At 69.4% G+C, this 19,067-nt stretch carries 19 protein-coding genes; 15 read left to right on the forward strand and 4 right to left on the reverse strand.

Going from position 1 to position 19,067, the window contains the following annotated elements; translation table 11 throughout:
• Nucleotides 1-15: 15 nt before the first annotated feature.
• A complete protein-coding gene (locus ACQPYE_RS27240; protein WP_123743082.1) occupies nt 16-222 on the reverse strand; it encodes a heavy-metal-associated domain-containing protein in 207 nt (68 codons plus the stop codon).
• Between the two features lie 29 nt (nt 223-251).
• Complete coding sequence (locus tag ACQPYE_RS27245) at nt 252-533, reverse strand: metal-sensitive transcriptional regulator (protein ID WP_498715386.1); 282 nt, start codon at nt 531-533, stop codon at nt 252-254.
• Nucleotides 534-790: 257 nt separating this feature from the next.
• Here ACQPYE_RS27245 and ACQPYE_RS27250 point away from each other — a divergent pair, with 257 nt between their 5' ends.
• From ACQPYE_RS27250 to ACQPYE_RS27270, 5 genes are all read left to right on the forward strand, one after another.
• Nucleotides 791-1,072 (forward strand): metal-sensitive transcriptional regulator, encoded by a 282-nt coding sequence (locus tag ACQPYE_RS27250; protein ID WP_123743084.1) that lies wholly within the window; start codon nt 791-793, stop codon nt 1,070-1,072.
• A 105-nt stretch (nt 1,073-1,177) separates the two neighbouring features.
• A complete protein-coding gene (locus ACQPYE_RS27255; protein WP_123743085.1) occupies nt 1,178-1,381 on the forward strand; it encodes a heavy-metal-associated domain-containing protein in 204 nt (67 codons plus the stop codon).
• A gap of 62 nt (nt 1,382-1,443) precedes the next feature.
• Nucleotides 1,444-1,674, forward strand: a complete 231-nt coding sequence (locus ACQPYE_RS27260; RefSeq protein ID WP_498715389.1) for a CDGSH iron-sulfur domain-containing protein — start codon at nt 1,444-1,446, stop codon at nt 1,672-1,674.
• Nucleotides 1,675-1,736: 62 nt separating this feature from the next.
• Entirely contained in the window at nt 1,737-2,966 is a 1,230-nt protein-coding gene (locus ACQPYE_RS27265; protein ID WP_498715391.1) for a cytochrome P450 family protein, read from the forward strand.
• Nucleotides 2,967-3,043: 77 nt separating this feature from the next.
• Nucleotides 3,044-3,601: a pyridoxamine 5'-phosphate oxidase family protein gene (locus ACQPYE_RS27270; protein WP_498715392.1), complete on the forward strand. Its 558-nt coding sequence runs from the start codon at nt 3,044-3,046 to the stop codon at nt 3,599-3,601.
• On the opposite strand, the gene ACQPYE_RS27275 is transcribed toward ACQPYE_RS27270, so the two are convergent.
• On the reverse strand, nt 3,550-4,215 hold the full coding sequence (locus tag ACQPYE_RS27275) for a thiaminase II/PqqC family protein (protein ID WP_498715394.1): 666 nt from the start codon (nt 4,213-4,215) through the stop codon (nt 3,550-3,552). The two genes, ACQPYE_RS27270 and ACQPYE_RS27275, sit on opposite strands and share 52 nt — an antisense overlap.
• A gap of 204 nt (nt 4,216-4,419) precedes the next feature.
• Between ACQPYE_RS27275 and ACQPYE_RS27280 the strand changes: the two genes are divergently transcribed.
• From ACQPYE_RS27280 to ACQPYE_RS27320, 9 genes are all read left to right on the forward strand, one after another.
• Nucleotides 4,420-5,991, forward strand: a complete 1,572-nt coding sequence (locus ACQPYE_RS27280; RefSeq protein WP_498715395.1) for an MFS transporter — start codon at nt 4,420-4,422, stop codon at nt 5,989-5,991.
• Between the two features lie 425 nt (nt 5,992-6,416).
• Entirely contained in the window at nt 6,417-9,428 is a 3,012-nt protein-coding gene (locus ACQPYE_RS27285) for a non-ribosomal peptide synthetase family protein (protein ID WP_498715397.1), read from the forward strand.
• A gap of 5 nt (nt 9,429-9,433) precedes the next feature.
• Nucleotides 9,434-10,219, forward strand: coding sequence for a leucyl/phenylalanyl-tRNA--protein transferase (locus ACQPYE_RS27290; protein ID WP_498722998.1), 786 nt, complete (start codon nt 9,434-9,436; stop codon nt 10,217-10,219).
• Between the two features lie 20 nt (nt 10,220-10,239).
• Nucleotides 10,240-10,989: an N-acetyltransferase gene (locus ACQPYE_RS27295; RefSeq protein ID WP_498715399.1), complete on the forward strand. Its 750-nt coding sequence runs from the start codon at nt 10,240-10,242 to the stop codon at nt 10,987-10,989.
• Between the two features lie 29 nt (nt 10,990-11,018).
• Nucleotides 11,019-12,083: a methyltransferase gene (locus ACQPYE_RS27300; RefSeq protein WP_498715401.1), complete on the forward strand. Its 1,065-nt coding sequence runs from the start codon at nt 11,019-11,021 to the stop codon at nt 12,081-12,083.
• Between the two features lie 12 nt (nt 12,084-12,095).
• Nucleotides 12,096-13,898 carry an acyl-CoA dehydrogenase family protein gene (locus ACQPYE_RS27305; RefSeq protein WP_498715403.1) on the forward strand — a complete coding sequence of 601 codons (1,803 nt, stop codon included), beginning with the start codon at nt 12,096-12,098 and terminating at the stop codon, nt 13,896-13,898.
• A gap of 104 nt (nt 13,899-14,002) precedes the next feature.
• Nucleotides 14,003-14,629, forward strand: coding sequence for a GntR family transcriptional regulator (locus tag ACQPYE_RS27310; RefSeq protein WP_498715405.1), 627 nt, complete (start codon nt 14,003-14,005; stop codon nt 14,627-14,629).
• Nucleotides 14,630-14,857: 228 nt separating this feature from the next.
• The gene (locus ACQPYE_RS27315; protein WP_498715406.1) at nt 14,858-15,373 is read left to right on the forward strand and encodes a DUF4396 domain-containing protein; all 516 of its coding nucleotides are present in this window, start codon (nt 14,858-14,860) and stop codon (nt 15,371-15,373) included.
• Between the two features lie 4 nt (nt 15,374-15,377).
• Nucleotides 15,378-16,184, forward strand: a complete 807-nt coding sequence (locus ACQPYE_RS27320) for an alpha/beta fold hydrolase (protein ID WP_498715407.1) — start codon at nt 15,378-15,380, stop codon at nt 16,182-16,184.
• Nucleotides 16,185-16,262: 78 nt separating this feature from the next.
• On the opposite strand, the gene ACQPYE_RS27325 is transcribed toward ACQPYE_RS27320, so the two are convergent.
• A complete protein-coding gene (locus tag ACQPYE_RS27325; RefSeq protein WP_498715409.1) occupies nt 16,263-16,685 on the reverse strand; it encodes an Imm1 family immunity protein in 423 nt (140 codons plus the stop codon).
• A 1,097-nt stretch (nt 16,686-17,782) separates the two neighbouring features.
• Here ACQPYE_RS27325 and ACQPYE_RS27330 point away from each other — a divergent pair.
• A complete protein-coding gene (locus ACQPYE_RS27330; RefSeq protein ID WP_498715411.1) occupies nt 17,783-18,880 on the forward strand; it encodes an ABC transporter permease in 1,098 nt (365 codons plus the stop codon).
• Nucleotides 18,881-19,067: the final 187 nt, after the last annotated feature.

Here is a 19,067-nt window from a genome sequence, read left to right on the forward strand (position 1 = left end):
GGTGCGTCGCGCGAGTCAGCTCGCCAACGCGTAGCCCGCTTCCTCGACCGCCGCACGCACGTCCGCCTCGGCCACAGGTTCAGCACTGGTGACCTTGACGGCCCCCGTCGCCAGGTCGACGTCGACGTCGGTGACACCGGGGATCTCCGAGACCTCCTCGGTCACGGATGCCACGCAGTGGTCACAGGTCATGCCGGTGACGGTGTAAGTGGACTCGGCCATGGGGTTACTCCTCGTCAACGTGTCGATGTTCAGGAACGCACCAGGCGTGCGATGGCCTCGCTTGCCTCATTGACCTTGGCCTCCGCGCCCTCGCCACCCTGCGTCAGCGCATCCGCCACGCAGTGCTTGAGGTGCTCGTCGAGTAGGTTGAGCGACACCGCCTGCAGCGCCTTGGTCGCGGCGGCGATCTGGGTGAGCACGTCGATGCAGTACTCGTCGCTCTCGACCATCCGCTGCAAGCCGCGGACCTGCCCTTCGACGCGACGCAGCCGTTTCAGCACCGCGTCCTTGTTCGCTGTGTACCCGTGCATCCGATGCCCCTCTCACTCAATCCTGACGATACCCCGCAGGGGTATACAGGTCAAAGGTGCCCCTTCGAGTGACCGGCGCACCCGAACGACACGATCAGGGTGAGGACTCGCGCCATGTCGCCAAAGACTACCCCCCTGGGGTAAGAGGCAATCCTTGACCGACGACTCCCACCACGCCCGCCGCAGTTCGGCAGCGTCGTCGACACCACGTTCCGCGTATCCTGAACTTGGGTTGACCTGCCGAAAGGACTCTCGCCATGCCGGGCTACGCACACCGCCGCGACGACCACCTGAAGCGGTTGCGCCGCATCGAGGGCCAGATCCGCGGCCTGCAGCGCATGGTCGAGGGTGACGAGTACTGCATCGACGTGCTCACCCAGATCGCTGCCGCGACCAAGGCGCTGCAGGCGGTGTCACTCGGCCTGCTCGACGAGCACCTCAAGCACTGCGTGTCCGAAGCAGTCGCGGAGGGCGGCGAGGTGGCCGAGGCGAAGATCGCCGAGGCGAGCGCGGCGATCGGGCGACTCGTACGGTCCTGACCTGGAAGTTTCCCAGCAGACGACACAGCGCTCCTCCTTGTCGGGCAACCACTTCGTCGGCTCTGATACCGTACGGGGGTTCCGTTTACTAGCTTGGGAGCGTCGATGAGCACCATCTCGATCAACGTTGAAGGCATGACGTGCAACTCCTGCGTCAACAAGGTGACCGACGCGGTCAGCGCCGTTGACGGTGTAGAGGACGTCGACGTGGACGTCGCCAGCGGTGAGGTGACGGTCTCCGGCAGCCAGGTCGACCCCGAGATCGTCAGGACGGCCGTGACCGAAGCCGGCTACCGGATCGCTTCCTGAACCCACCCTCGCCCGGCGGCTCGCGGCACGCGCCGCGAGCCGCCCGACCCCGGGAACCCACGATGGACCAGCAGCAACCCGAAGTAGTGATCAAGGTCGTGAACTCCGGCCCCTACCAGGTGAAAGGGCCGGTGAAACTGGTCGATCACGAAGGCCGGGAGTACGACGTGCCGCAGCGTCGGAGCGTCCTGCTGTGCAGGTGTGGCCAATCGCAGGACAAGCCGTTCTGCGACGGTGCGCACACGAGGACCGGCTTCACGGCCGAAGCGTCTGCCGAGCGACCCGCTACCTGACCCGTGCGGCGGGTACCAGTGTCGACAAGCCCGTGATAGGCGTACTTCCGAGGAGGTGCAGCATGATCGGCTTCAGCACACCCACGAGCACGAAGCTCGACAGCGGTGGTGGCGGGTGCATGTACAAACAGATCGACGAACTCAGGGCGTCCGCTCCCGCCGTCCCGGTCGAGTTACCCGAGGGTGTATCCGCCTGGTCCGTCACCCGAGGCGACGTGGTCAAGCGGTTGCTCACCCATCCAGGTATCTCGCGCAACCTCAAGAAGAACAACTCCGACTACCAGCCCGGTTCGATCCCGTGGCTGGCGCCTTGGGTGGACGTGGACTCGATGTTCACCGCTCAGGGCCACGAGCACACCAGGCTGCGCAGGCTGATCGCCCCGGCCTTCACCCCCAAGCGCATCGACGCGATGCGGTCGCAGCTCGAGGCGATCACCGCCGACCTGCTCGACGACCTGTGGTCACGCCCCGGGAACGAGCCCGTCGACCTGCACGCGGCCTTCTCCCACGGTGTGCCCACCCGGCTGATCTGCGACCTGTTCGGCGTCCCGGACGACCAGCGGGCCGAGGTGCTGCGCATCCTTCGCGTGGTCGTGGCGACCGATGTCCCCGAGGACGAGTCGGCCAGGCTCAACGAGGACATGGACCGCGCGATGCGCCTGCTGATCGACACCAAGCGGCGCGAGCCCGGCGACGACCTGACCAGCTTCCTGCTCACCGCGCGAGTCGAGGGCGAAGCGCCGCTGAGCGAGCAGGAGCTGATCTCGACGCTGCTGCTGATGATCGGCGGTGGCAGTCAGACCACCGTTTCCTTGATCGATCATGCGGCGCGTGAGCTGCTCGCCCACCCCGACCAGCTCGCTGTCGCCCAGGCCGATCCGGCGAAGTGGACCGACGTGGTCGAAGAGGCACTGCGGGTCCACTGCCCGGTGATGCACCTGCCGATGAGGTGGGCGACCGAGGACATCGAACTGGGTGAAGGCGTGGTCATCCACGCCGGGGACGCGGTGCTGATCGCGTTCGGCGCGCACGGCCGCGATCCGAGACTTCACGACAACCCGGGTGAGTTCGACATCCACCGCGCGAACAAGGAACACCTGGCGTTCGGTGCGGGTCCGCACTTCTGCCCCGGCGCGCGTCTGGCTCGACTGGAGGCCGCGGTCGCCCTGCCGGCGCTGTTCGACCGCTTTCCACGCTTGGCCCTTGCCGTGGCTCCGGACGAGGTCGAGCCGCTGCGCTCGTTCATCGCCAACGACGTCCTGGCCTTGCCCGTGCTGCTCAACCACCGATGAGCCGGCCTGGTGGCGGGCGGGGGTGACACAGGTCCCGTCCACCACCGGGTCTCCGCGTTGCAGAAAGGCGGGACATCGTGAACGACAGCCCGGCAGTCCGGACGCGGCGGCTGCTCGACGAGGCGAAGTACCTGACGTTGGCCACCGTGTCGCCGGACGGCACGCCCTGGTCGGCGGTGCTCCAGTACGCGTGGCTGGCCGAGCCGCTCCGGTTGCTGTTCGGCTCGGCCGTGCAGTCCAGGCACTCTCGCGACATCGCTGTGCGGCCCCAGGTGAGCGGGACGCTGTTCACGGCCAAGACCGGCGGTGGGCTCACGGCGGTGGACGGAGCGCAGTTCAGCGGCACGTGCACCGAGTTGCGGGACGAGGACGTGGAGCGCTTCCACAGTTCGTTCTACGACGCGGTGCTGCCCGATCCGCAGGATCGTGCCCGGTGGACGTTGCCGTCATCGCAGCTGGCGCCACCAGCCCCGCACCGCCTGTACGTGATCGAGGTCGAGCGGTGGTGGCTGGTGGACACCAGCACGTGGGCGGAGGACCGGATCGACCGGCGGGTCGAGGTGTCACCGGTTGACCTCGCGAGTCAGCTCTCGGTGATTCCCTCGGCCAGGGCATCCCAGAACAGCGACTCGTAGACGCTCACCAAACGGGCGGTCCGCACGGCCTCGTCCGGGTCCTCGCCCGCGGCGAGGCCGTGCGCCACCACGGCTTCGGCCTGGTCGAGCAGTTCGTCGGGCGTCTCGCCGAAGAAGCGGAAGTGGCCCACCGCCTTACCGGAGAAGCCGTATCGGGTCTGGAGTGCGTCGGCCACGCGCCGGTAGGTGGAACCGGACTCCGCGACGTTCGCCAGCAACGCCAGCGCGACCGCGCTACTGCCGCCACCGAGGGCGACCTGCGCCAGGTACGCGGGATAGACCTGGGCGAGCGGAAGCGGTTCGTGGGCACGGCGCTCGGCCTGGTCCACGTCGACCGCCGCGGCGAAGTCCGACAACAGCCGCAGCGCTTCGCCCTCGCCTTGCGCCATCGTCAGGTAGAAGTCACCGGCCGGAGACTCCGGGAAGCGCGATGCGAGCAGGGTGAAGCTTCGGCGGTCGCTGGCGACCAACCGGTGCAACTCCGCGGCGAGCTGCCGCAAGCGCTCGACGGGAAGGGCGCCGTTGTCCAACAGATCGAGGAATCTGTTGCTGTACGGGCGTTCTGCGGTGCGCTGTCGCGCTCGGGCGACGAGCTTCTTGACCTCGTGGTCCATGCAGGCATGGCAACACCGACCTGGAGCCCTGTCAAACCCGAGCACTCCTCTCGACTTGCTACCCATACCCCCTAGCGGTATAAGTTGTACCCGTACCCGGGCTGGGTATGTGTACCACACCGGCCGATCGGGTAGTCGAATCGAAGGACGTCGGTCGCCGACCTGGGCGACGACCGCGACGATCACGCCGCGAAGGGAAACACCATGTCCTCTGCGAACAGCACGTCCGCCCCGAAGGCCGGACGCCGGGAGTGGTTAGGACTGGTCCTGCTGGTCCTTCCTTCCCTGCTCTTGTTCATGATGCTCACGATCCTGTTCCTGGCGATCCCGCACATCGCCGCGGACCTGGCTCCCAGCAGCACGCAGATGCTGTGGATCCTGGACATCTACGGCTTCATGATGGCCGGGTTCCTGGTGACGATGGGCACCCTCGGCGACCGGATCGGCCGACGTCGGATGCTCATCCTCGGCGCGGCGATCTTCGGCGTCGTGTCGGTGGTGGCCGCGTTCACCGACGACCCGGCACTGATGATCGTATGGCGCGCGGTCCTGGGTCTGGCGGCGGCGATCCAGATGCCCGCCACGCTGGGCCTGATCTTCGCCACGTTCCAGGACGCCAAGCAGCGCGGTGTCGCGATCGGCGCGTGGGCGGCCGGCATCTCCGCCGGTGTCGCACTCGGACCGCTGCTGAGCGGCCTGCTGCTGGAGGCGTTCTCCTGGCGCGCGACCTTCCTGGTCGCCGTTCCGATCATGGCCCTGGTCGTGATCGGCGCGCCGTTCCTGCTGCCCGAGCACCGCGACACGGGCGCAGGTCGTCTCGACCTGGTCAGCGCGGTGCTGCTGCTGGCGACGCTGCTGCCGTTCGTCTACGGCGTGAAGGCGTTGGCGAAGGACGACGCCCTGGTGGTGGCGCTGGTGACCATCGCAGCGGGTCTGCTGTTCGGTGTGTGGTTCACGCTGCGCCAGCTCAAGGCCGAGCACCCGCTGCTGGACGTGCGGCTGTTCGCCAACCGCACCGTCAGCGGCGCACTGGCCGTGTTCATCCTCTCCGCCACCGCGCTGGGCGGCACGTACCTGATGTTCACGCAGTACCTGCAGCTGGTCGCCGGGTTGTCGCCGCTGCAGACGGGTCTGGCGATCCTGCCCGCGGCGTTGATCCTGATCGTGGTGGCGACGTCCTCGCCGATCATCGCCCGCAAGGTGCGTCCCGGCTACGTCATCGCCGCCGGTCTGGCCATCCAGGTGATCGGCTACGGGATGCTGACCCAGGTCGACAGCGCGTCCGGGCTGCCGCTGCTGATCGCGGGCTTCATCGTGCTGTACCCGGCGGTCGCACCGTCCATGGCGCTGACGACCGACCTCGTCGTCGGTTCCGTCCCGCCGGAGAAGGCAGGCGCGGCGTCGGGCCTGAGCACCACCGCGAACGACCTGGGCATCTCGCTGGGGGTCGCGCTCGTCGGCAGCGTCGGCGTGGCGACCTACCGCAACGAGATCGACGGCACGCTTCCGGCGGATCTGCCGGCCGAGGCGAGTTCGGCCGCGCGGGACAGCATCGACGGCGCGGTGGCCGCGGCGGGCCAACTGCCCGGCGACGCCGCCTCGTCCTTGCTGGACGCTGCACGCGCCGCGTTCACCAGCGGTCTGAACCTCGCCGCCATCGTCGCGGCGGTGATCGCGGCGGTCGCCGCCGTGATCGCCGCGACGCGGTTGAAGCACGTGCCGCCGACCGGTGCGGCTTCGACGGACCAGGCTCAGACCGAGGCGAACGCGCAGTAGGTCCTCGCGTCCCGGTGCGGTCCCCAGCCGCACCGGGACGCGGTCCAGGAGAACACCGAATTCCTTTCCCGCGCACATCGGACGGCGTCGGGAAATTTGTCATGCCCATTTCCAGGACAACAAAGGCATCCCCTTCCACTTGACGATGTCCGGTTCCACCCGTAATGTCGGTGGTGAAATTTCACCAAAGCCCTTCCGCTAATCGTCGTTTACTTGCGGAATCGAGGCCACCGAGCACAGCCACGAAGACCAGACGTCGCCCGGGACGTCCGTGATCCACGTGCAGAGCTCAACCCAGCGGGTTCGGTGCCGCAGTCGCGCCCGGGCCGCGTGGAACGGACGTCTTCAGGGTGTCAACGAACACGCTTGACGGCAGGCCGCCATTCGAGCGCTTGTCTCGTCGGGCTCCACGCTGAGGGGACTTGATGAACGTTCACCGGGAATTACCGGTTCACCACCTCGTCGCCAGGCACGCCGTCACCCGACCGCACCACACCGCCGTCGTGTGCGGGAACGCGCGAATCGACTACGCGGAACTCGACGCACGGGCCAACGGGCTGGCCAACCACCTCCGGGACAGCGGGGTGGACCGTCGATCGGTGGTCGTGGTCCACCTGGAGCGCTCCGTCGACGCGATCGTCGCGCTGCTCGCCACGTGGAAGGCCGGCGCGGCGTACCTCCCGGTCGAGCGCGGTGTGCCGGTCGGCCGGCTGGAGACCTTCATCAAGGAGACCGGCTGCCAGGTCGTCATCACCGACGAGCCCGGCCGCTTCACCGACCTTCCCGTCAGCGTGGCCACCGCCGACTCCGGCACCGCGACCTCGCCGCCCGAGGTGACGGTGGATCCCTCGGACACCGCGTACGTCATCTACACCTCCGGCTCCACCGGCGTGCCCAAGGGCGTGGTGGTCCAGCACCGGTCGTTGAGCTACCTGCTCGGACAGCTCGGTCCGCTCTACGGGATCACCCCTGCCGACCGGGTGCTCCAGTTCGCCTCCCTGTCCTTCGACACCTCGATCGAGCAGATCCTGGTCGCCCTGACCGGCGGCGCGACGCTCGTCCTGCCGGAGACGACGTGGGCTCCCAGCGAGTTCGCGGACCGGGTGGTCGGGCACGGCATCACGGTCATGGACCTCACCCCCGCCTACTGGCGCGGTTTCCTGTCCGAGCACGCCGGGAAACCGGTCGACCTGCCGGTGCGGCTGGCGATCGTGGGCGGCGAGGCGGTACGCGCCGAGGACTGCCGCACCGCACTGCGGCTGATGCCCGACACGCGGCTGGTCAACGCCTACGGGTTGACCGAAACCACCGTCACCTCCTGCACCGCGGAAGTCACCGAGGACGTGCTGCCCGCGCTGGGCAACGCACCGGTCGGACGCCCGCTGCCCGGCACCGTGGTGCACGTCCTGGACGAAGACCTGCGACCGGTCGTTCCCGGTGAGCGGGGCGAGGTCTACCTCGGTGGTCCGGGTGTCGCCTACGGCTACCTGGTCGAGGAGGCCCCGCACCGGGCCCGGTTCCTGCCCGACCCGCTCGCCGAGGAACCGGGAGCGCGCATGTTCCGCACCGGCGACCTCGGCGCGTGGACGGCGACGGGCGAGCTGGAGATCCTCGGCCGCACCGACCGACAGCTCAAGATCCGCGGCTTCCGGGTGGAACCGGCGGAGGTCGAGGCGGTGCTGGCCGGGCACGACCTGGTCGAGGACGTCGCCGTGACCGCACACGAGCACAACGGGCAGGCGCAGCTCATCGCCCACTACACCGTGCCGGGCAACACCGCGCACTCCCCCACGGCCGAGGAGTTGAGGACCTTCGCGTCCGGTCTCCTACCCGGCTTCATGGTGCCGACGGCCTTCGTGGAGCTGGCCGAGATGCCGGTCAAGACCAACGGGAAGATCGACCTCGACGCCCTGCCCGAGCCCGTGCCGGACGCGCCGACGTCGAGGGGCGCCGGCTCCACCGCCGGGGCGACCGAGCACGGCATCGCCAAGCTGTGGTGCCAGGTCCTCGGCGCCGAGGAGGTCGGCCCGGAGAGCAACTTCTTCGAGCTGGGCGGCAACTCGATCCTCGCCGCCGAACTGCTGGCGAAGGTGCGTGCCACGTTCGGCGTGCAGATCACCCAAGTACGACCGCTGATCCGCCTGCTGCTGGAGGACGCCACCCTGCGCGGCTTCGCCCAGGCGGTCCAAGACGCCCGCGCCGGCACGCTCGCGGGTGACGACACGCGCAAGCAGGTCGACTTCGCCGCCGAGTCGCAGGTCGAGGTGCCGATCCAGCGCACGGTCACCGACCCGCCCCGCTGGCAGGACCCGGGGCACGTCTTCCTCACCGGCGTCAGCGGCTTCCTGGGCATCTACCTGCTGCGCGAACTGCTCACCACCACCGACGCGATGGTGCACTGCCTGGTGCGCGCGAAGGACGACGAGCACGCCCTGCGCCGCATCCAGCACAACGCGGTGCACTACTTCCGCGACGACCTCGACGAGCACCGCGCGGCCGGACGGATCGTGCCGGTCGTCGGAGACCTCGACCAACCGCTGTTCGGCCTGTCCGAGGAGCACTTCGACACCCTGGCCCGCACGGTCGACGTGGTCCACCACCCCGGCGGGCTGGTGAACTTCATCTACCCCTACTCGCACATGCGCCCGGCCAACGTCGGCGGCACCCGTGAGGTCGTCCGGTTGGCAGGCCGGTACCGCAACATCCCGGTGCACTACACCTCCACGATGGCCGTGGTGTCCGGTTTCGGCACCGCGGGCGTCCACCACGTCACCGAGGACACTTCCGCCGACCATGCCGACCACCTGTCCGTGGGCTACGTGGAGAGCAAGTGGGTCGCCGAGGCGCTGCTGAAGAACGCGGCGAAGCAGGGACTGCCCGTGGCGATCTACCGCGCCGCGGACATCTCCGGGGACTGCGTGACCGGCGCGTGGAACACCTCCACCGAGATGTGCGCGATGAAGAAGTTCGTCGTGGACACCGGCGTCGCGCCGATCGCCGCGCTGCCGTTGGACTACACGCCGGTGGACCGCTTCGCCGCCGCCGTCGTGCACATCGCCCGCTCGGCGCTGCCGGCAGGCGAGGTCTACCACCTGACCAACCCGAACAAGGCCTACATCGGTGACCTCGTGGAGCGGTTGCGCGCCCACGGCCACGAGGTGCGCGAGGTGTCCTGGAGCGAGTGGGTCGAACGCATGGTGGAGCTGGCCGTGGAACGGCCCGACCACCCGATGACCCCGTTCGCCCCGCTGTTCATCGACCGGTGCGCGACAGGCGCGATGAGCGTCGCCGAAATGTACTTGGAAACGACCTTTCCCGAGTTCACCCGCACCAACGTCGAGAACAGGCTGCGTGGCAGCGGCATCGAGATCCCGCCGGTCGACACCGCGATGCTCGACCGCTACCTCCGCTACCTGACTTCCGTGGAGTTCCTGTGAGCGCGATGACGAACCGATTACCGACCCACCACGCCACCACGTGGGGACTGCTGGACCTGGCCGGCGCCCCTTCCGAGGGACCGGTCGCATTCCGCGACGAGCTGTCCCCAGCGGCCTTGTTCGACGCCTACCGGCACGGTCTGTTCCCGTTCCCCGCCTCGTCGCCGGAACAACGCTTCGTCCATGAGGTCGTCAGCGAAGCCGACGTGGCCGCCGGCCTCGTCCAGGTCTTCAACGGCGGTGACCCGTACTCGGTGGCCTGGTGCTCACCCGATCCCCGACCGGTGATCTTCGCCGCCCGGGCCCGGATCCAGCGGAGCCTGCGCCAACAGCTGCGCAACAAAGTCGTGTGGACCACCACGCTCGACCGCGCCTTCGAGCGCGTCGTGGAGCAGTGCCGCGCGGACCGCGAGTCGCAGTGGCTGACCGACGACCTGGTGAACGGCGTGATCGGGCTGCACGAGGCAGGGCACGCGCACAGCGTCGAGGTGTGGGAGGGCGAACAGCTCGTCGGCGGCACGTTCGGCGTGCTGGTCGGCGGCGTGTTCAGCGCCGACTCCCAGTTCACCCGTCGCAGTGGCGCGGGCAAGGTCGCCGTGTTCGACCTGATGCGGCGGCTCGCCGATGCCGGTGGGATCGCCGTGGACGTCCAGCACGACGGCGCCCATGCCCGCCTCTTGGGCGCGGCGCCGATCCCGCGAGCGGATTACCTCGCTCTGCTGCGCGAACACGCCGGAGACCCCGTCGTCCTGTCCACCGACGCGCTGCCGGCCGCGCGGCTGGCGGCCTGACGCAACCCTCGGAGGTAGCCATGTCCACCCTGGTGGACCTGCAGGTGGTCAGTCTCGCCGAACGCCCCGACCTGGAAGAGGCCATGCTGACCATGGAGGCGGCCTGGCCCGAGTACATCCGTCCGGACCCGGTGCTCGTCGACTGGGCGTTCGATCGCCACGCGCGCCACCAGCTCGTCGTGCTCGACGACGGCGAGGTCGTGGCCCGGGCCGCGAGCGTGCCCTTCGCGTGGGACGGAGACCCCGGCAGCCTGCCCGACACCGGGTGGGACGAGGCGCTGCGGCAGAGCATGACCGACACCTACGCGGGCGCGCACCTGAACACGCTCTGCGCGCTCGAAGTCGCCGTGGTGCCCGGCAAGCGGGCACAGAACCTCTCCGGCCGCACGCTCGCCGCCCTGAAGGAACGAGCACGCCGGGAGGGCTACAACGACGTCGTCGTCGCCGTGCGCCCCAGCCACAAGCACACCGAGCCGCACGTGACCATGGCCGAGTACGCCGCGCGCACCCGACCCGACGGGCTGCCCGCGGACCCCTGGCTGCGCGTGCACGTGAGGGAAGGCGCCGAGATCGTCAAGGTGTGCCCCGCGTCGATGACCATCGGTGGCAGCCTCGCGCAGTGGCGTGCCTGGACCGGCCTGCCGTTCGACCGCAGCGGCCCTCTCGTGGTCCCCGGCGCGCTCAGCCCGGTGATGGTCAGCGTCGAGCACGACCACGCCGCGTACGTGGAGCCGAACGTCTGGGTCCGGCACCGGCTGACCCGTCCCTGACAGACCACCAGCAACGGAAGGCGTTGGAGATGACCAGCACAGCACCCGCGAGCACTGACAAGAAGGCCGGTGACCGTGCCGCGCTGATCGAGCTGATCGGCGGTTACATGACCGCTCACGCGCTGGGCTTGGCCGCCGAGCTGAAGCTCGCCGACCACATCGGTGACAGCACGCGCACCAGCACCGAGCTGGCCGCGGCCACCGGCACGCACGAGCCGTCGCTGCACCGCCTGCTGCGCACGCTCGCCGCGGCCGGTGTCACCACCGAGCCCGAGCCGGGGCGCTTCGGCCTGACCGAGGTCGGCGCCCAGCTGCGCACCGACTCGCCGGACTCGCTGCACGCGTTCACCAGGATGTTCTGCGACCCGACGCTGTTCACGGCCTGGCAGGAGCTCGGCCGCGTCGTGCGCACCGGCGAACCGTCGTTCGCCCACGTGCACGGCAAGGACATCTACGGCTACCTGGCCGAACACCCCGAGCTGAGCGCGCTGTTCAACGAGGCGATGGGCCAGGAGTCCCGCATCTCGGCCGACCGGATCGCCGCCGCCCACGACTTCTCCGGGGTCGAGCACGTCGTGGACCTCGGTGGCGGCGACGGCACCCTGCTGGCCGCGATCCTGGGCGCCAACCCGCACCTGCGCGGCACGGTCGTCGACAGCCCCAGCGGTGTGGCCCAAGCGGCCGAGGTGCTCGGTGCGGCCGGCGTCGCCGACCGGTGCGAGGTCGTCGCCGGCGACTTCTTCCAGTCCGTGCCCGCCGACGGTGACCTGTACATCATCAAGAGCGTGTTCCAGGACTGGGACGACGAACCGGCGCGCGCGATCCTGCGCACCTGCCGGGCCCACATGCCCGACACCGCCACCCTGCTGATCATCGGCTCGGTGCTTCCCGAGACCGCGTCCGCCGAGACGGTGTCCGCCGAGACGCGGATCATGTTCTACACCGACGTGAACATGATGGTCACCTCCGGCGGTCGGGAGCGGACCGAGAGCGACTTCCGGACCATGCTCGCCGACACCGGGTTCACGGTCGAGTCGGTCGCCCACGCCGCCGCGGGGCCGTTGTCGATCATCCGCGCCACCCCGGCGTCCTGAAGGAGCGGCTCCTTGAGCACCGAGCAGTTGGACGAGGCCGTCGATCTACAGGCATCCGGTGGAACGAGCCGGAAACCGAGCTTCGGGCGCGAGTTGTTCCGGGGCAGCGCGCGGATCGACCTCCTGACCCTGCCTCCGGGCGTCGGACAGCGCTTGGACGAGGAGAGCGAGGCGTTCCTGGAACGCCTGCGCGAGTTCCTCACCCACATCGACGCCCCGGCGATCGAGCGGGACGACCACCTCCCCGACGAGGTGATCACCGGCCTGCGCGACCTCGGCGCGTTCGCGATCAAGATCCCGCGCGCCTACGGCGGCCTGGGGCTGCCCGGCGTGTGCTACCACCGGGCGCTGATGCTGGCCAGCAGCGTGCACCCCGCGTTGAGCGAGCTGCTGGCCGCGCACCAGGCCATCGGGCTGCCGCAGCCGATCGCCCTGTTCGGCACCGAGGAGCAGAAGCAGGAGTTCCTGCCCCGGTGCGTCCGGGAGATCTCCGCGTTCGCCCTCACCGAGCCGGACATCGGCAACGACCCCTACCGGATCCACACCACCGCCGTCCCCCACGGCGACACCTACGTCCTCAACGGCGTGAAGTCGTGGGCCACCAACGGTGTGCTCGCCGACCTGCTGGTCGTGCTGGCTCAGGTCCCCGACACGGAGGACCACGCGGGCGGCATGACCGCGTTCGTGGTCGAGGCCGACTCCCCCGGTGTCACGATCGAGCACCGCAACGCCTTCCTGGGCCTGCGCGGCGTCGAGAACGGCGTCATCCGGCTGCACGAGGTGGTCGTGCCCGCCGGCAACCGGATCGGTGGTGAAGGGGAAGGACTGGAGATCGCCCTCGCCGCCCAGGACACCGGTCGGCTGTCCCTGCCCGCGGTGTGCGCCGCCGCCGCGAAGTGGAGCCTGAAGATCGCCCGCGAGTGGTCCAAGGCCCGGGTGCAGTGGGGCCGCCCCATCGGCGAGCACGAGGCCGTGGCGGGCAAGATCGCGTTCATCGCCGCCACCGCCTTCGCGCTGGAGGCCATCGTCGAGGTGACCGGGCGCCACGCCGATGACGGGCAGGTCGACACGCGGATCGACGCGGAGCTGGCCAAGCTGTACGCCACGGAGAAGGCGTGGCTGATCGCCGACGAGCTGGTGCAGGTCCGCGGTGGGCGTGGTTACGAGACGGCCGAGTCCGCCGCGGCGCGCGGTGAGCGCGGTGTGCCGGTCGAGCAACTGCTGCGCGACCTGCGCGTCGGCCGCATCTTCGACGGCTCCAGCGAGGTGCTGCGCGTGTTCCTCGCCCACGAGATCCTCTCCGAGTACCGGTGGGACGGCCCCGGCGACAGCACGTCGACCGGCCTGGCGCACTATGGGCCGCTGGTCCCGCACCTGTTGTTCGTCGAGCAGGCCGCGCACAAGGTCGCCCAGCGCCTCACCGACGGCTTGGCACGGTGGGGCGAGGAGTTCGAGGAGCACCAACTCCACGTCGGACGGCTGGTCGACATCGTCGCCGAGCTGTACGCGATGAGTGCCGCGTGCGTGTACGCCAAGGCTCGTGACGACCTCGGTGAGGCCGCCGTGGAACTCGCGGACGCGTTCTGCCGTCAGGCCACCCGACGCGTGCAGGAGCTGTTCGACCGGCTGGCCTCCAATACCGACGATCACGACCGCGTGATCGCACGCCGGGTGCTGGACGAGCAGCACACGTGGTTGGAGCAAGGCGTTCTCGATCCCTCGACCGACGGCCCGTGGATCGTCCAGTCCGCCCCTGGGCCATCACGTCATCGCAACCTGCGCCGGAAGGTGCCGAAGGCGGCCGACCCCACCTGATGATCAGCCGGGCAGGCCACTACGCCCATGATCACTGGGGTATCGGAGGAAGGAGTTGATCCCTTGTGCTGGATCGTCCTGAACCGGAACCGCAGACCGGGAGCGTGACCGACGCGGCGTACCGGCACCTCAAAGAGCAAGTGCTGACCGGCTGCCTCCGTCCCGGTGAAGAGCTGCGCGAGGCCCGGCTCGCCCAGTTCACCGGTTTCGGCCGCTCACCGATCCGCGAGGCGCTGCGGCGCCTCGTGCAGGAAGGCTTCATCGAGGTACGTCCCAGGCTGGGCTACCGGGTCACCGCCATCACCCTCGCGGGAGTGCGCGACCTGTTCGAGATGAGGCTGCTGCTGGAACCCGCCGCCGTGGACCTCGCGGCTCGACGCGCACCACTTGAAACGCTGGAAGCACTGGCCCCGCCCGTGCAGGCGACCTACACCCAAGACGACACCGAAGCCCGCCGGCAGTTCCTCACCACCAACCGCGAGTTCCACGTACGCATAGCCCATGCGTCCGGCAACGATCGACTTGCCCATGCCATCGAGGGTCTGCTCGACGAGATGCAGCGACTGCTGTTCGTCAGCATCGGCAGTCGAGGTCTCCCCCCTGATCACACTCATGAGCACACCGTCCTGTATGACGCGCTCCTGCGCCGCGACGCTCCCGCAGCACGCAACCTCGCGATGGCGCACGTGGAGGCAAGCCGCAGACTGGTGTTGGAGCACTTCCTGGGCTGAGACTCGCGTGGCATGCCATCGGTTCTCCACAGTGGAAGAGCGCTCGTGGCAACGGCGTCAAGGTATAGGCGGGTGCATCGCTCGCGTGGATGCCATCGAAGGCCACCTCGGGGAACAAGCCCGAAGCTCGGCATCGGGCGATGGACCTCGCTCGTACATCCAGCTCGCGACCCACGCCTGTGCTATCGTCCGAATACCCCCTAGGGGTACATCCGGAAGGAGTTGACGATGGACGCCGAACACACTGAGCACCACCGCGGACACGGCACCCACGAGCAGCACGACACCCATCACAAGCATCAGCCCGGCGCGAGCTGGGGCATGGCCGCCTCGGCCACCCTGCACTGCCTCACCGGCTGCGCCATCGGCGAGGTCCTGGGCATGATCATCGGTACTGCGCTGGGCTGGGGCAACCTCGCCACCGTCGTGCTGGCGGTCGGACTGGCGTTCGTCTTCGGCTACGCCCTGACCATGCGCGGGGTCCTCAAGGCCGGTGTCGGTTTCCGGCGCGCGCTGAAGGTGGCACTGGCCGCCGACACCATCTCGATCGCCGTCATGGAGGTCATCGACAACGCCGTGATGCTCACCGTCCCCGGCGCGATGGAGGCCGGTTTGTCATCCTGGCTGTTCTGGGGGGCTCTCGCATTCGCCCTCGCAGTCGCCTTCGTGGTCACCGTGCCGGTGAACAAGTGGCTCATCGGACGCGGCAGCGGCCACGCCGTCGTGCACGCCTACCACCACTGAGTCGATGACCCACCCACCCGAGCACTTCACCTACCGCGGCGGGGACGGCTGCGCGCTGCACGCGGCCTCCCTCGGTGACGGCCCGCCCGTCGTGCTCCTGCACGGCGGCGGGCCCGACCACCACAGCCTTCTACCGCTGGGCAGATCCCTGGCCGACCGGTACACGCTGGTACTGCCCGACGTGCGCGGCTACGGCCGATCGGTGTGCACCGACCCCGGCAGGCACACCTGGGACAACTACGCCGACGACGTCGTCGCGCTACTGGACCACCTCGAAGTCGAGACCACCGTCCTGGGCGGCACCGGCCTGGGTTCCAGCATCACCCTGCGCACCTGCCTCCGACACCCCTCGCGCGTCCGCGCCGCCGTGCTGATCAGCGTCGAGGACGTCGAAGACGACCGCGCCAAGGCAGCGGAGGTCGACTTCCTCGACGCCTTCGCCGCGCGAGTACGCACCCATGGCATCCAGGCGGCGTGGACCCCGATCCTCCCCACCCTCGCGCCCGTCATCAGCACTCTGGTCGCCGACGCCATCCCCCGCTCGAACCCCGACAGCATCGCCGCAGCCGCCGCCATCGGCCACGACCGCCTGCTGCGCTCTGTCACCGAACTTGCCGACATGACCACCCTGACGCTCGTGATCCCCGGCATTGATCAACGCCATCCCACGGCGATCGCCGAAGCCGTAGCCGCGACGCTGCCCCACAGCAGGCTCGCCACCACCGCCATGTCGGACGACCTGCGCACCGCCGAGGACCTCGCTACCGCGTTCGAGCCACCTATCAGCGCGTTCCTCGCCGGATTCCAGTAGTCCCAGCCCCATGAGGCAGGAACTCTGCGCTGAACTGCCGGATCATGCTCGGTAAGCAAACCGAGATCGGCTTCGTAGTCAGGTTCCCCAGGGTCGCCAGGTGACCGCCGATGACCGGTCACCGTCGCCGGCGATAAGGTCATGGGCGGCTTTGATCACATCGGCCAGCGGCAGCTCAGCGTCGGAGGGCCACTCCCGGGCGTGGGCCTGGTGGTCGTAGAGGATCGGTTCGCCGTCCGGGTCGCCGCCGTTGGTGGTGATGTAGGAGCCGGTGGCGTCGGCGTGGGCGATGAAGCCGCGGTCGGGGGCGATGCCCAGCCGGACAGCCACCCAGCCCTCGGCCCACGGGTCGGGGCGGGCCAGTTCGACCATCGGAGGGACCGGGCCGTCCTGGGCGGCGAAGTCGGCGGCCATGCGTTGCAGCAGCGCGTCGAGATCGGCCGCGCTCGTGATGGGGGTCGGCTCCTCGCCCCTCTTGTACCAGGCCATCAACGACGCCACGGCGGTTTCCTCCGGTGAACCTCTTGTAGTAGCCGTCCGGGCCGTGCACGGCGAGCGTGTAGCCCTCGGGCAGCACGACCTCGGATCGGCACCCGAACACGGCCCTGAGATCGGCGGTTCGACATCGCCGCCCCGCAAGGCGGGCGGATCCTCGCCTGGGCACCGGACATCTGCACGATCGCACCGGACGAGATCATCCAACACGTGGAGCCGTGGGAGCTGTTCGGCATCGACCAGCGGAGCGGCCGTTGTGACCGACACGCCACGACGACGGATCCGGATGGCGGACTCGTCACCCGGAACTCCCGCACACTTACCCTGTTGCGGTAGGACTCCCGAGACTTCTTGAGCAGAAAGTGATTACCTTCCGGTGACCGGTGAAGGGACGGGGTATAGCGGTATGGACGCCGGCACAGCGATACGGGCCAGCCACGTCGCGGCCCAGACCCCTGGCAGGAGTGGTTCACATGTCCAAGTCCGACGTAGCACGATGGTTGGGTGCGCGCCTTGCAGCCTTCGCGGCGGTTGCTGCGGTGGCAGCCGCACCGGCCACTGCGGTGACCCCGCGCTCGCTGTGACGACCACCTCGGCCACCGTCATCACATGCGAGGAAATCCGAGACTGGGCCTGGCAACGATCACTTTGGGGGAACGGGGTGTCGACCGGACCTCGAGGGTCCGGCGAAGCAGGTGGCCATCAACGGACCTCACCACACCTACTCCTGCGGGTCCGCGGAACCACACGACGAGGGCGTCGTTCGCGCATTCAACCGCGACAGGCGCGAGTGAGCAGCCCGACGTCCGGCAGGGTCGCTGCAAGCCCGCGATTGTGACTGCCCGGAGCTGGCAAATCCTCCAGAGGCCCATTCCCGTCCAGGTGCAGGGAAAGCGGTTGTAGTTCGGCGCGGCGGTCGCGTACGCCGCCGTTGACCGGACGAGGCGAGGGCGTCGGTCCGGGCACGTCCCGGCCGAATCGCCACTCCTCCGGGTGAAGCTCGCCCGCCACGGACGGCCCCGGCGCCGGTGTGCCGGATAGGGTCGGGTGTCCACTCCAGCCACTCGTCTCGACCGTGCGGCACCGCGGAGGACCAGCGCCCGATGAGCCACGCAGCACCGACCGCGGACACCGGGGCCGCGAACCGCGGACGGTCGCGGTTCGCCACCGAGCTGCGCGACGCGCTCAGCGTGCGCGCGATGCTGTTGGTCCTGGGTGTCCTGGCGCTGCAACTGGGTTTTGTGCTGTCCTACATCGGCGCGTTCCACGCCCCCACGCCGCACCGCATCCCGGTCGCGGTCGTCGCGCCCGCCGCCGTGGCCGACCAATTGGTCCGGCAGCTCGACGAACTCGACGGCGAACCCATCCGGGCCCGCACTGCGGACAACGCGGACCAGGCCCGCGCACTGGTGCTGGACCGCACCGTCGACGCGGCCGTCCTCGTCGACACAGGCGGTACCACCGACACCCTGCTGGTGGCCTCCGCCAGCGGCCCCGCCGTGTCCGACACCGCGGCCCAGATCGCCCAGCGCGTCGAGTCCGCGCGGAACCGCGAGGTCACCGTCGAGGACATCCTCCCGCCCGCCGCCGGCGACGGCCGCGGCCTGTCCTCGTTCTACCTGGCCCTGGGCTGGATCATCGGCGGCTACCTGGTCGCCGCCATCCTCGGCATCGCAGGCGGCGCCCGCCTCGCCAACACCCGGCGCACCCTCATCCGGCTGGGCGCGCTCGCCCTCTACGCGGTGGCCTCCGGCCTGGGCGGCGCGCTCATCGTCGGCCCCGTCCTGGACGCGCTGCCCGGCCACCACGGACAGCTGTGGGCCATCGGCGCGCTCGTCGTCTTCGCCGCGGGCGCCGCCACCGTCGCCTTCCAGGTCCTGCTGGGCATCGCCGGGATCGGGGTCACCATCCTGGCCTTCGTCATCCTCGGCAACCCCAGCGCGGGCGGCGCCTACCCGGCACCGCTGCTGCCTCCGTTCTGGCGCGCCATCGGTCCCTGGCTTCCGCCGGGTGCCGCGACCACCGCGATCCGCAACACCGTCTACTTCGAGGGGCACGCGACCACCGGGCCGCTGTGGGTGCTGGCCGGCTACGCGGTCGGCGGTGCCGTCCTCGCCCTGGTCGCCACCCTGCTGCGGCAACGGCGCACCGCTGAGCCCTCGCTCGGCCGGCACGAGGCCGAGGAGCCGCGCACCACGTGAACGGCGACCACCCGGCCGTCGGACCACTGTGGACGACCCGGTGCGACGTGCCGGGCCCGCACCGGTGATAGCGTCGCCACTCGCGTCGGCCGAGGGCAGGCCCCTCCGCACGCGACGTGATGAGGACGGTCCGTTCCGGTGCTCGATGGGATCGTCATCCTCGTGGCTGTGGTGCTGTGGTCGTGCC

It is taken from the genome of Actinosynnema sp. CA-299493 (assembly GCF_050946825.1).
Lineage (GTDB): Bacteria > Actinomycetota > Actinomycetes > Mycobacteriales > Pseudonocardiaceae > Actinosynnema.

Bases quoted from the DNA above. Each gene is read 5' to 3' on its own strand.
- ACQPYE_RS27275 (WP_498715394.1), bottom strand. From the start codon at position 4,215: ATGGACCACGAGGTCAAGAAGCTCGTCGCCCGAGCGCGACAGCGCACC.
- ACQPYE_RS27330 (WP_498715411.1), top strand. From the start codon at position 17,783: ATGAGCCACGCAGCACCGACCGCGGACACCGGGGCCGCGAACCGCGGA.
- ACQPYE_RS27320 (WP_498715407.1), top strand. From the start codon at position 15,378: ATGACCCACCCACCCGAGCACTTCACCTACCGCGGCGGGGACGGCTGC.
- ACQPYE_RS27315 (WP_498715406.1), top strand. From the start codon at position 14,858: ATGGACGCCGAACACACTGAGCACCACCGCGGACACGGCACCCACGAG.
- ACQPYE_RS27255 (WP_123743085.1), top strand. From the start codon at position 1,178: ATGAGCACCATCTCGATCAACGTTGAAGGCATGACGTGCAACTCCTGC.
- ACQPYE_RS27250 (WP_123743084.1), top strand. From the start codon at position 791: ATGCCGGGCTACGCACACCGCCGCGACGACCACCTGAAGCGGTTGCGC.
- ACQPYE_RS27300 (WP_498715401.1), top strand. From the start codon at position 11,019: ATGACCAGCACAGCACCCGCGAGCACTGACAAGAAGGCCGGTGACCGT.
- ACQPYE_RS27260 (WP_498715389.1), top strand. From the start codon at position 1,444: ATGGACCAGCAGCAACCCGAAGTAGTGATCAAGGTCGTGAACTCCGGC.
- ACQPYE_RS27245 (WP_498715386.1), bottom strand. From the start codon at position 533: ATGCACGGGTACACAGCGAACAAGGACGCGGTGCTGAAACGGCTGCGT.
- ACQPYE_RS27265 (WP_498715391.1), top strand. From the start codon at position 1,737: ATGATCGGCTTCAGCACACCCACGAGCACGAAGCTCGACAGCGGTGGT.
- ACQPYE_RS27280 (WP_498715395.1), top strand. From the start codon at position 4,420: ATGTCCTCTGCGAACAGCACGTCCGCCCCGAAGGCCGGACGCCGGGAG.
- ACQPYE_RS27295 (WP_498715399.1), top strand. From the start codon at position 10,240: ATGTCCACCCTGGTGGACCTGCAGGTGGTCAGTCTCGCCGAACGCCCC.
- ACQPYE_RS27290 (WP_498722998.1), top strand. From the start codon at position 9,434: ATGACGAACCGATTACCGACCCACCACGCCACCACGTGGGGACTGCTG.
- ACQPYE_RS27285 (WP_498715397.1), top strand. From the start codon at position 6,417: ATGAACGTTCACCGGGAATTACCGGTTCACCACCTCGTCGCCAGGCAC.
- ACQPYE_RS27240 (WP_123743082.1), bottom strand. From the start codon at position 222: ATGGCCGAGTCCACTTACACCGTCACCGGCATGACCTGTGACCACTGC.